Annotated in this window: 12 protein-coding genes and 1 tRNA gene; 7 read left to right on the top strand and 6 right to left on the bottom strand. The window is 63.6% G+C overall.

Annotated features, from left to right (window positions below; translation table 11 throughout):
• Window positions 1-3: 3 nt before the first annotated feature.
• A complete protein-coding gene (locus tag DEH80_RS01850; protein ID WP_109718779.1) occupies window positions 4-1,329 on the top strand; it encodes a sensor histidine kinase in 1,326 nt (441 codons plus the stop codon).
• Here DEH80_RS01850 and DEH80_RS01855 read toward each other — a convergent pair.
• Genes DEH80_RS01855 through cysC form a run of 4 tightly spaced genes read right to left on the bottom strand, consistent with a single transcriptional unit; the run spans window position 1,326 to window position 5,170 of the window.
• Window positions 1,326-2,300, bottom strand: a complete 975-nt coding sequence (locus tag DEH80_RS01855; protein WP_207774394.1) for an oxidoreductase — start codon at window positions 2,298-2,300, stop codon at window positions 1,326-1,328. The two genes, DEH80_RS01850 and DEH80_RS01855, sit on opposite strands and share 4 nt — an antisense overlap.
• Window positions 2,301-2,354: 54 nt before the next feature.
• Window positions 2,355-3,320, bottom strand: coding sequence for an acetyltransferase (locus DEH80_RS01860; RefSeq protein WP_109718781.1), 966 nt, complete (start codon window positions 3,318-3,320; stop codon window positions 2,355-2,357).
• Between the two features lie 11 nt (window positions 3,321-3,331).
• Window positions 3,332-4,513 carry a sulfate adenylyltransferase gene (gene sat / locus DEH80_RS01865; protein ID WP_109718782.1) on the bottom strand — a complete coding sequence of 394 codons (1,182 nt, stop codon included), beginning with the start codon at window positions 4,511-4,513 and terminating at the stop codon, window positions 3,332-3,334.
• Between the two features lie 39 nt (window positions 4,514-4,552).
• On the bottom strand, window positions 4,553-5,170 hold the full coding sequence (gene cysC / locus DEH80_RS01870) for an adenylyl-sulfate kinase (protein ID WP_109718783.1): 618 nt from the start codon (window positions 5,168-5,170) through the stop codon (window positions 4,553-4,555).
• Window positions 5,171-5,279: 109 nt separating this feature from the next.
• Here cysC and DEH80_RS01875 point away from each other — a divergent pair, with 109 nt between their 5' ends.
• From DEH80_RS01875 to DEH80_RS01895, 5 genes are all read left to right on the top strand, one after another.
• Window positions 5,280-6,176 carry a LysR family transcriptional regulator gene (locus tag DEH80_RS01875; protein WP_109718784.1) on the top strand — a complete coding sequence of 299 codons (897 nt, stop codon included), beginning with the start codon at window positions 5,280-5,282 and terminating at the stop codon, window positions 6,174-6,176.
• A gap of 95 nt (window positions 6,177-6,271) precedes the next feature.
• Entirely contained in the window at window positions 6,272-7,879 is a 1,608-nt protein-coding gene (locus DEH80_RS01880; RefSeq protein ID WP_165831240.1) for a thioredoxin fold domain-containing protein, read from the top strand.
• Window positions 7,880-7,938: 59 nt separating this feature from the next.
• Window positions 7,939-8,015 (top strand) — tRNA-Val (locus DEH80_RS01885).
• 275 nt (window positions 8,016-8,290) lie between these two features.
• Window positions 8,291-8,545: an Ada metal-binding domain-containing protein gene (locus DEH80_RS01890; RefSeq protein ID WP_207774396.1), complete on the top strand. Its 255-nt coding sequence runs from the start codon at window positions 8,291-8,293 to the stop codon at window positions 8,543-8,545.
• Between the two features lie 28 nt (window positions 8,546-8,573).
• Complete coding sequence (locus DEH80_RS01895; RefSeq protein WP_109718786.1) at window positions 8,574-9,608, top strand: phosphotransferase; 1,035 nt, start codon at window positions 8,574-8,576, stop codon at window positions 9,606-9,608.
• A gap of 148 nt (window positions 9,609-9,756) precedes the next feature.
• Here DEH80_RS01895 and DEH80_RS01900 read toward each other — a convergent pair whose 3' ends face one another.
• Together DEH80_RS01900 and DEH80_RS01905 are read right to left on the bottom strand one after the other, a co-directional pair.
• Window positions 9,757-10,296, bottom strand: a complete 540-nt coding sequence (locus DEH80_RS01900) for a peroxiredoxin-like family protein (protein WP_109718787.1) — start codon at window positions 10,294-10,296, stop codon at window positions 9,757-9,759.
• Window positions 10,293-10,907: an NAD(P)H-dependent oxidoreductase gene (locus DEH80_RS01905; RefSeq protein WP_109718788.1), complete on the bottom strand. Its 615-nt coding sequence runs from the start codon at window positions 10,905-10,907 to the stop codon at window positions 10,293-10,295. The genes DEH80_RS01900 and DEH80_RS01905 overlap by 4 nt, the downstream gene beginning before the upstream one ends.
• 167 nt (window positions 10,908-11,074) lie before the next feature.
• Here DEH80_RS01905 and DEH80_RS01910 point away from each other — a divergent pair, with 167 nt between their 5' ends.
• Window positions 11,075-11,392: a winged helix-turn-helix transcriptional regulator gene (locus DEH80_RS01910; protein WP_207774397.1), complete on the top strand. Its 318-nt coding sequence runs from the start codon at window positions 11,075-11,077 to the stop codon at window positions 11,390-11,392.
• The last annotated feature ends 155 nt before the right edge of the window (window positions 11,393-11,547 follow it).

Genomic DNA, 11,547 nt, shown 5'->3' on the forward strand with positions numbered 1-11,547 from the left:
CCCATGACCCCACATTGGCGGCCCAGCCTGGGCTTGAAGCTCGCGGCCTTGTTGCTGCTGTTGTTCTCGGCCGGCGTGGGTGTCGGTGCCTGGCTGTGGCAGCGTTGGGATGATCCGCTGTTGGTGGGCCTGGTCGCCGTGTTACTCGGGCTGCTGCCCTGTTTGTTGATTGCCCGACGCGCCACACGGCGCGTGCGACGCTTGTTGCGGGCGCTAGAAGGGGCGGTGGCCAGTTACCGTGATGGCGATTTCAGCATCTCGACCAACGATGCCGGTGGCGATGAACTTTCCGCCCTGGTGGAACGCCACAATGAACTCGGCCGCACCCTACGCGAGCAACGCCAGCATCTGGTCCAGCGTGAGCTGCTGCTGGACACGGTGGTGCAGAACACGCCTGTGGCGCTGGTCCTGACGGATTCGGCCGATCGTGTGGCCTATGCCAACATGGCCGCGCGGCAATTATTCAACGCCGGAAAACGGCTGGGTGGCCTGGGGTTTGCCGAGTTAATCGAGACCCTGCCTGCGGTGGTTGGGGAGGCCGTGGCCTCGGGCGAGGATTCGCTGTTCAGCCTGGAGCTGGAGGGCGGTGAGGAGACGTTTCACATCTCCCAACGCGGGTTCCGACTCCAGGGTCGGCCACATCGTCTGTATCTGTTCCGGCGCATGACCCGCGAACTGTCGCGCCAGGAGGTCGCCACCTGGAAGAAGGTGATCCGGGTGCTGAGCCACGAACTCAACAACTCGCTGGCTCCGATTTCGTCGATGGCGCATTCCGGCGCCGAATTGACCCGGCGCGGGGAGACCGAGGCCACGCTTAAAGTCTTTGCGTCCATCGGCGAGCGGGCACGCCATCTACACGGTTTTGTCGACGGTTACGCCCGATTCGCCAAGCTACCCATGCCCCGTCTGGAGTCGGTCTCCGTGGCCGATCTGGTCGACACGTTGGCCGCGCAGGTGACGTTCACCGCGGCCCGGCCACTGCCCAGTTTGCCGTTGCGGGTGGACCGGGCACAGTTCGAGCAGGTTTTGATCAATCTGCTGAAAAACGCTCACGAGGCCGGCAGCGCGCCCGAGGCGGTCGAGCTGCGGGTGACCCGCGTTGCCGCCTCGGTCTGTATCGATATTCTGGATCGCGGCAGTGGTATGAGCGAATCCGTGCTGGCTAATGCCTTGCTGCCGTTTTATTCCACCAAACACAGCGGGACGGGCCTTGGCCTGGCCCTGACCCGGGAGATCGTGGAGGCCCACGGTGGGCGGTTGCAGCTGTCGAATCGGCAGAGCGGCGGGCTGCGGGTGCGGATCCTGCTACCGATGAATCCGGGGAGCTAGCCGACGCTGCTGGCCGTGTCCGCTGCTGCGTCCGACAGGTAGGTCACACCGGTGAGCTGCTCCGACGCGGCCCAGAGCCGATCGCCCATGGCTGGATTGCGCGCCTGCTTCCGGCAGCCGACCTTGACGGGGTGTCCGCGCAGTTGTTGGAACCCGCCCGGGCCGATGTAGTCGCCGCTGACCACGTCGTCAGCCGTTGCCGCGTAGAGCGTGGGCAGGGCGCCCATTTGTGCAGGCTGGCCAACCAGGGCGTTGCTGGCCTGCATGACCAGACGTTCGACAAGCGACTTGCGTTGCTCCGCCGCCACGAATTGCAGGTTTGTCGACGCGTAGCCGGGATGAGCACCCGCGACGATGACGTTGCGTCCGGCCGCGATCATCCGGCGTGATAGCTCGAACATGAAGATCAGGTTTGCCAGCTTGCTGTCGCCGTAGGCCTGCCAGCGTTTGTAACGACGCTGACTCCAGTCGAGATCATCAAAGCGGATGCCAGGCGTCCAGCGGTGCGCCATGCTGGCAAGGCAGACGATGCGGCCGCCGTCGCTGATCTGCTCTTGCAGCAATCCGGTCAGGGCAAAATGGCCTAGATGATTGGTCCCAAACTGCATTTCGAAGCCATCGGCAGTCCGGGCATACGGCACGGCCATGACGCCGGCGTTATTGATCAAGAGTTCGATGGACTGGCCACCAAGCGCAGCGGCAAAGGACCGCACGGAATCGAGGCTGGCCAGGTCCAGCGGTTCCACCTGCAGCGAGGCCTGCGGCAGCTCGGCGCGCAGTTGCTGGAGCGCCTGCTCAGCCTTTTCGGGGTTGCGGCAGGCCAGGATGACATGGGCGCCGGCCGCCGCCAGCGCACGTGTGGTGAAGTAGCCCAGGCCGCTGTTGGCACCCGTAACCACGGCGGTCTTGCCGGCCAGGTCGGGCATGTCGGCTTCCATCCACTGGGTCATGACGGTTGATCGCTCGGTCAAAGGGCAGGGCTTCTTAACACGATCTTGGGCCCCTGGCACAGGCCATCGGCGAGATCAGGTGGCGAACTGCGCCTTCATCGCATCCACAAAGGTGCCGAATTGATCCGCCGGCAAATCGTTGATGCCCGCCGCTGCGGCGCGGCCTCCGCCGCTCGGGAACTGTCGGCAGAGCGTATCTGCGCCGGCCTTGCGGTTGAGCGGGGCACGGACGCTGACCAGGAAACCGCCATCGTCTTTCTGCGTCAACACCGCATGGGCGCGATCCGGGGCGGCATTGGCCAGTGCGTTACCGAACACGCCCGATACACGGCGTGCCCAGGCTGCATTGGGCAGAATCAGGAATGCGGCATCTGCGTTCGAGGCCGGGTCCAGTGGTGTCGATTCGGCGCTGGCCATGTCGGCCTTGTAGCCGGCGATCAGGGTTTGCGAGGTCTCGGGAGCATCCCGCAAAAAGCCCAGCGGGCTGCGATGCTGCACCGCTTCCCGGTACAGCGCTTCCGGGGTGAAATGCAGGTCGGCCGGGCTGGCGCCATAACCGTTGTAGTTCATGGCAATGCCGAGCTCCTCCAACTGGTCGAGTTCGGCATCGGATAGCGCAGCCTGCCCGGCCAGCGTGCGGGCGCTCACCGATAGGTTGTCGCCGAACGCCCCCACCAGTGCCCACTCCACGAACCGATTCTTGAGCTCGCCATTGACCAGCAGGCTGGTGCAGACATCGGCGGCCGGATTGATGTGGGCGGTCAGCGCGGGATGGTCCGGAATCTCGCCCGCGTAGTGGTGGTCCACGTAGTGAACCTGGGCACCGGCTTCCAGCAGCCGGTGCAGAGCATCGCGGTTCTTGTCCAGCGAGATATCCAGGGTGGTGACGCGGTCACCCGCGCCAGCACTGACCCGCTTGAGCAGGCTGATATCGCGTTTGACGCCCGTGACCAGCTCGGCATCACGGGGCTCGGCCAGGCGCAACTGGACCAGGGCGCAAACGCCGTCTGCGTCACCGTTGAAGACGTCAAAATCAGCCATGAATCAATCCCTTACTGAATACTTTGGTAGTAGTCCATCAATACCTTGGCGACTTCCGGGCGCGAAAACTCGGGCGGCGGCGCCATGCCCTTGCCGAGCATTTCGCGCACCTTGGTGCCGGAGAGCAGCACAAAGTCTTCCTTCGCGTGATCCGGGGCTTCGCGCATCATCACGACACGGTCCAGCTTCTTGGAATAGGCGGTGTGGTCGGCCCGGAAGATCTCGATGTCCAGCGCGCCCTCGGGGACCTGCTCGTCAAAAATGGTCTGCGCGTCAAAGGCGCCGTAGTAGTCGCCCACACCGGCGTGGTCACGACCGACGATGAGGTAGTCCGCCCCCATGTTCTGGCGGAACAGGGCGTGCAGAACGGCCTCGCGCGGGCCGGCGTACAGCATGTCAAAGCCGTAGCCCGTGATCATCACGGTGTTTGGCGGGAAGTAGTGATCCACCATGGTGCGGATGCAGTTGTCGCGCACATCGGCCGGGATATCGCCCTTCTTGAGCTTGCCCAGCAGCATGTGGATGACGATGCCGTCGGCACCCAGACGTTCCTGGGCCATGCGGCACAGTTCTTCGTGGGCACGGTGCATGGGGTTACGGGTCTGGAAGGCGACCGTCTTGTTCCAGCCGCGCTCGGCGATTTCGTTGCGGATCTCGACCGCGGTACGGAAGGTGTCCGGGAAGTCCGATGCGAAGTAGCTGAAGTTCAGCACCTGGATCGGCCCCGAGAGCAGGGTGTTGCCCAGGCTCAGGAATGTGGAGACACCCGGGTGGGCGTCATCCAGCGTGCCGAAGATCTGCTCGGCCATCTGCCGCAGTTCCTCATCGCTGACCGTCTCCACGGCCTCGACGTCCATGATGGCCAGCACGGGGTGACCGTCCACATTGGGGTCGCGCAGCGCGATACGGCCCGTGGCCACGTCGTCCGCCTGGGTGAGGTTGAGCACCGGAACGGGGAAGAACAGCCCGCCGGTGGTCTTGAGGTCGCTGGCCACGGACAGGGCGTCTGCCTTGTTCATGTAGCCGGTGAGCGGGTTGAAGTAACCACCGGCCATCATGACGGCATTGGCAGCGGCAGCTGAATTCAGCAGCAGGCTGGGCAGGCCTTCCGCCTCGGCCTGCAGGGCCGTGCGGGTGGCGTCGTCTTCGACATACAGCGGGTTCAGCGTATCGGAACCGTGCGGCTTGATCATGTGTTCAGTCCTGTGAGGTCAGGTCGGTAATCGGTGGGTTCAGGCGGGCAGGATGCCGCGCTGCTGCAGCAGGGCGATGACGGCATCAACTTCTTCTTCCAGCGACATCTCATGGCTCTTGAGCACCAGTTCCGGTGTCTCGGGAGCCTCGTAGGGATCGCTGATACCCGTGAAGTTGGGGATCTCGCCTGCACGGGCCTTTTTGTACAAGCCCTTGGGGTCGCGCTCCTCGGCCACGGCAAGCGGCACGTCGACGTAGACCTCGATGAAGTCCATGTCGGATTCGGCGTGCATGGCGCGGACCAGATCACGATCGGTGCGGTAGGGGCTGACAAAGCTGGACAGCGCGATGACGCCGGCATCGACGAACAGCTTGGCGATCTCGCCAATCCGGCGGATGTTCTCGGCGCGATCCTCGGCCGAAAAACCCAGGTTCTTGTTAATGCCGTGGCGGACGTTGTCGCCATCTAGCCGGTAAACAAGCTTGTTCCGGGCAAACAGCGCTTGCTCCAACGCCACCGCCACCGTGCTCTTACCCGAGCCGGACAGGCCGGTGAACCAGATGGTGGCGCCTTTCTGGCCCAGCAGTTTGTTGCGGTCGGCCCGGGTGACGTCGCCGTCGTGCCAGGTGATGTTGGTGGCCTTTTGTTCGGTCATGAGCAAGCTGTCCGGTGGGGTGTCTGCGAGGCGGCATTCTAGGGTGAAACGAGACATTCTAAAAATGCATAAATAAGATGGTTGCCATGCTTTCTTTTCATGGCCTGGCATGAACCTGAATCACCTGGCGATTTTTCACGCGGTGGCGCGGGCCGGCAGCGTGACGGGCGGTGCTGAGGTCCTGGGGGTTTCCCAGTCGGCCGTGTCGAGGCAACTGGCCGAATTCGAAGCCCGGCAGGGCGTGTCGCTATTCGACCGCCGGCCGCGCGGCGTGGTGCTAACCGCACCGGGCCGCGTCCTGCTGGACTATGCAGAGCGCCTGTTTGCAATACGTGCGCAGGCCGAGCTGGCCCTGGACGACCTGCGGCACCGCAGGCTTGGCCGACTGGCCATCGGCGCCAGCCGGACCATTGGCGCCTACATGCTGCCGCAGGCCTTTGCGCAGTTCACGCGGGACAATCCCGGGATCGAGCTGTCCCTGACCGTGGAAAACACCGAGACCATCGAGCGCCAATTGCTGGATGGGCGCATCGACATCGGCTTCGCCGAGGGCGTGGCAGACGATGCCGCGCTGGACTACACCGTGTTTGCACAGGATGAGTTGGTGTTAATCGCCGCCCCCCGGCATCCGCTGGCCGGGGCAGGGACCGTGCAGCTGGACCAGCTGCGTGATCAGCTGGTGTTGATGCACGAAGCCGGTTCCGGAACCCGGGCGGTGACCGAGCAGTGGTTGGCGGACCGCGGTGTCAGGCTGCAACCGGCGATGACGCTCGCCAGCACCGAGGCGCTGAAGCAGACCGTGGCCACCGGCTTGGGTGTGGCGCTGTTGTCTGCCCAGGCTATCCGCATGGAACTGGCCGCGGGTTTGCTGGTTCGGCTCAGCCTGGATGGCGGGCCCTTCAGACGGCCGTTGTATCGCGTGCTGCCCAGGGCCAGCACGCCGAGTCCCGCGCTGGAGGGCTTTTTGCAAGTCATCGACAGCACATTCCGACAAGGGTGGCCGTGATGACTGCGGATGGCCGCCGGGGCGTCCGGCCACAAACCGTGCACCGGGAACCTCGATTCGGCGATCATGCCGAGTTCACGCGGCTGAGACTGACCATGCGACAGAATGTTCAAACCCTGCTTCTGGCCGGCTTGCTGGCCACGCTGTGCGCCTGCTCGGGCGGGGCGCCGGAATCCGAGGCGACAACGGCAGCCGGACAGGCCGAAGCGTCTACAGCCGACCACCAGGCCACAGAGATCGATTGGTTCCAGGGCAGTGTGGAAGACGCCATGATTGCTGCCGCGGATGCCAGCAAGCCGGTGTTTCTGTACTGGGGCGCACGCTGGTGCCCGCCCTGCATGCAGCTCAAGACCACGGTCTTTAACCGCCCCGACTTCGTCGCGACGACCGAGCTGTTCGTGCCGGTCTATCTGGACGGCGACACGGCCGGCGCCCAGCGCTGGGGCGATCATTTCGGCATCGTGGGCTACCCAACGCTGATCGTGCTGCGTCCTGATGGCACCGAGCTCACGCGTATCAGTTCCACCGGAGATCTTGAGGCCTACCCGCGCGTGTTGCGTGCAGCGGCGCGGCAGACCCGGCCCTCCGTCGACATTCTGGATGCAGCCTTACACGAGCCCGCCACGCTGTCCGCCGACGACTGGACGTTGCTGGCCAACTACGGCTGGTGGGTGGATCGCGGGACATTACTGGGCGAGCGCAGCATGGCCAGTGTTATGGGGCGGCTGGCGGAGGCTGCGCCAGAGGCCGAGCGCCCACGCTTTCGCCTGCTTGAATACGCGGCGACCGTTTCGGGCGAGGAGGCTTTGACCGGCGATCAACAGCACGCGGCGCAGGCGTTGCTGCGGCAACTGATTACCGATGCCAAGCAGCTTCGGGCCCAGATCGACACCCTCAACTACTTCGCGGTTGACGTGCTGGTTGCCGCCACCGAGCCAGGCAAGTCGCGCCAGGCGCTGGCCGACGAGCTAGACCGGGCCATGCAACAGGTCGCGGCCAGCGATGCCTATACGATCAAAGACCGGCTTTATGCCCAGCGCAGTCGCGTCAAACTATTCGAGGCGCTTGATCCTGAAGCCACGCTCCCGGCTGAGCTGGTGGCCGACCTGCAGGCCACCGTCGCCTGGGCTGATGACGCGGCCGAGACTCCGCAGGCGCGTCAGGCCATGGCCAACTACGCGACGTATACGCTGGAGGCGGCCGGGTTGTCGGCCGAGGCCGAGGCCTTGTTGCGTCGCGAAGTCCAGCAATCGCCCGACGCCTATTACTTCATGCCCACCATCGCTCGCTATGCCGAAGCGCGTGGCGATACCGATGAAGCGCTGGACTGGCTGCAGCGAGCGGCTGAAGAGGCCAGAGGACCGGCCACCCGAGCCCAGTGGGGGCTGATCTATCTCAACGGCTTGCTGGAGATGACCCCCGAAGCCATCGACCGCATTGAGGGCCAGATGACCGCCATTATCGACGAGCTGGCTGCCGAACCCAGCGCGTTTTATCAACGCACCCACATGCGCTTGCAACGTGCCGATCAGCAGCTCGCCGACTGGGCCAAGGCGCAGGATGCGGCGGCTGTCATGCAGCGTCTGGCAACGGCTATGGACCGCGTCTGCGACCAGCTACCCGAGACTGCTCAGGCCCGCGTTGACTGTCAGGCCTTGTTCCAGTCTGAGCCCGCCGCAGCCGTCGCCGCAAGCCCGACATAGGCCCGTCGGAATAAAGGGTTGCCAAGCGGGGGGTAACCACTCATAATCCGCGGCCCTTCAGGCGCGTAGCTCAGCTGGTTAGAGCACCACCTTGACATGGTGGGGGTCGGTGGTTCGAGTCCACTCGCGCCTACCAAATTCCTGAATGGAATCAGTACGTTAAAAGGCCGCCCTCGGGCGGCCTTTTGCGTTTGGAGGAGATTTGCAAGGTATTTGGCGTGGTGGTGGTCCTATCCTCTCCCGTTCTTGGTCACTCTTTTTCTGCTCCCCGGGCCTCAAGGACGTCACTTGAATGACGTCAGTTGGTCACCTGGATACTGGGTTCAGGTTGCCCGATTAAACTCTGCATCGAACGGCGCCTGACGGTGGAGCGCCACTGCGCTGTTGCTAGCTTTCTGTAGGGTTTGGACCATGGGGAAGATGTACAAGCTGCTTGGGCCTGGCGGGTCGTTCTACGAGAGCCCGGAGCCGGGTCAGCTTGGTGGTTACAGGCCAAAGAAGATATACGGCAGGCTCGACTGCCCATCGGCCCTCCGGCACTTGGCCAAGGGGCACTACGCAAAACAGCGGGTCTTCTTTGCTGATGAGGAAGCAGCGATTGCCGCCGGGTATCGTCCGTGCGCGAAGTGCCTGCCAGAGCAGTACGAGATATGGAAGCGGGGTTGATGCCTGCGGTGTGGACAGAATTAACGTGATGACCAAACCTGCCCAGTTATCGGACCCGGAACTGACCGCGATTGCGCAGGCAGTTGGCGCGCAGGCGGTGTCTCGCACCGAGGTCATCCAACCGCTGTGGGGCGGCTATGGCGAGTTGTTTCGTGCCGAGGTGGACGGCGGCGAGCACTTCAGTGTGATCGTCAAGCACATCCGCCTGCCCAAGCCAGCCCGGCATCCGCGTGGCTGGAGCACCGATACCTCGCATCAGCGCAAGCTCAAGTCCTACCGGGTCGAGGTCAATTGGTATCGGGACTATGCGGGGCAGGGCGGAGATGCATCGGTCCGGGCGGACGCCTGCCCGATGCCGCGTTGTCTGTTTGTCGAGCGCCGTGATGACGAAATTCTGCTGGTGCTGGAAGACCTGCAGACGCGTGGCTATCACCGGGTATTGCAGCAGGCCGGTCATCACGAGATTCAGGCTTGCTTGCGTTGGTTGGCCCAATTCCACGCCCGCTATCTCGGCGTGGCCCCCGCTGGTCTGTGGAAAACCGGCACCTATTGGCACCTGGCGACGCGCCCGGATGAGCTGGCGGCGCTGACGGACACGGCGCTCAAGACGGCGGCACCACAGCTGGATGCCTTGCTCAGCGGATGTCCGTTCCAGACCCTGGTCCATGGTGATGCCAAATTGGCGAACTTCATTTTTGCCAAGGGCGGCCGGCACGTGGCGGCGGTCGATTTCCAGTACGTGGGTCGTGGCTGCGGCATGAAGGACGTGGTGATGCTGCTGAGCAGTACGCTGCCGCCAACGGACTGTGAGCGACGCTGTCCGGCGCTGGTGGACGACTACTTCAGGCTACTGGCGCAGGCCTTGAGCGAGCAGCCTGTCGGGACGGCAGCCCGGGCAGTCGACGCTGCGGCGCTGGAACAGGCTTGGCGCCCGCTGTTCTGCGTCGCCTGGGCCGACTTCCAGCGGTTTCTGAAGGGCTGGAGTCCAGGGCATTGGAAAGTCCATGCCTACAGCGAAGCCCTGACCCGGCAGGCGTTGGAACAATGCGCCATACCGGACTGAGCGGTCGCGCGCTGACGTGCACTATGGCCTGCGTTTTCTCCTCCAAGACGGTCACAATGGATGGCGAGCGCGTCGTTCTCGACATTCCGCGCGACCGGCACGGGCAGTTCGACCCGACGCTGATCCCCCCAGAGAGCGGCACCTGCCGTCAGGCGTAGCGGCGTGCACCCCGAATCGGGTAGTTATTCTCCGGGTTTCGGATCCATCGCAATCCCCTGACGAGCGTGGGGATGTCCGGCCGTACGAACGGGTTGTTGGAGACATCGGCGACGTGCAGCTGACCAGACTCGTTGACGACAAACAGGGCGGGCTCCGAGAAGGGATGATCGGTTTCCTGCTTCGAGCGCGGCTCGGAGATGTACACGCCCAGTTGCTGCATCTGCGCCGGCTGCAGGCTGTGGTAAAGGGGGAACCCGACGTCGAGCTGCTCGCGATGCCGAGCCAGTTGGTCCGCGCTATCTCCAGAGACCGCGACCAGATCGACACCGATCTCGGCCAGTTCGGCACGATGAGACGCCAGTGCGTTGAGATAGCGCGTGCAGAGCGGGCAATGCTGCCCCCGGTAGACGACAACCATGATCCAGTCCAGACCTTGAGCCGGACGCGATAAATCGCGGTACGTGCCCGTCTCGTCTGCGACTTTGATGACGGGAAACGCGTTGCCAGGGTGGAGTTTGATGGAGGTCATGCGGCCACCCGGGTGTTGTCGTCGCCGAGTAGATGGCGGCGGATATGGGCTCGGAAGCGCTGCAGGTCCTGTTCAATTTGCGGATTCTTCATGACGTCATACGCCGCGAAGCTTGGCAGCGGCTGGGCTCCGAAAAATGCCATGTTCAGATGCTGGGGCCTCAGCAGATCGTCCACGCTGCCACCGGCGAAGAAAGGCTCGGCCGGGTCGTCAAAGGCTTGGCGGGGTGCGTTCAAGGTCACCGACAGCAGGTAGCGGGTGCCACCGAGCGTGCCGCCCATTCCATAGTTGCGGGTTGGCGCTTCGGCGCTACGGCCGTCTCCCTGGCACAAGCGCCCATCCATCCCGGCAGTGTAGACCTCGTCCATGTACTTCTTAAACGACCATGGGGCGCCCATCCAGTTGATGGGGAACTGCATGATCACGGTGTCGGCCCAGACATGATGGTCGACCTCGGCCTCCACATCGTAGCCGGCGTTGACCTGTGTGAGTCGCACGCTTTTTCCAGCGTCCGTCAGCATGGTCGCTGCGGTCTCGGCGAGTGTCTGATTCAAACGTCCAGGGGCAAAGGGGTAGGGTTGGTGTCCGTCGATGATCAATACGTTCTTCACGATCGCTCCTTCAGATGGCGGGGTTACTTGACCCGCGGCGGGTCGGAGAGGAACATAAGTACGCAGGTTACAAAAAACAACCAGTTACCTTTTGGTAACCGGGAGGCGTCTTGAAAGCTCGCGTGGAATCTGATGACCGAGGCCGTCGACGGGTGGCGGACCCCTGTATGGAACCCTGTCCGATCGAACGCGGTATGCGCGTTATCGGTGGGAAATGGACGGGGTCGATTTTGTGGCATTTGCAGGACGAGCCCGTTCGGTTCAACGACCTGTCACGCATGATCGGGGGCGCCAGCAAGAAGATGCTGACCGAGCGACTCAAGTACCTGGTCGAGCAGGGACTGGTGTCTCGTGAGGTGGTGCACTCCTCTCCCGTTTCGGTGCAATACGCGCTGACGGATTTCGGTCGCACCGCGCTTGCTGTGCTCGATGAGTTGAGGCGCTGGAGCGAATTGTTGCCGGCGGAGACGGCGTCGCAGCGCTAGCACGAAGCCGGTGCGCTGGCGCGGATGGGCCGGCGGTTGTGCGCAGGCCAGATGCAAAGTGCCGGCACTTGGCTCCCGGCTCATGAATTGACCGCTCCGGCCGATACCTCTGCCTACGGTAGGAAATGCACGGGTGGTGGAAGGGTCGGGCCTGA

Origin of the sequence: Abyssibacter profundi (genome assembly GCF_003151135.1) — a bacterium.
GTDB classification, from domain to species: Bacteria; Pseudomonadota; Gammaproteobacteria; order Nevskiales; family OUC007; genus Abyssibacter; species Abyssibacter profundi.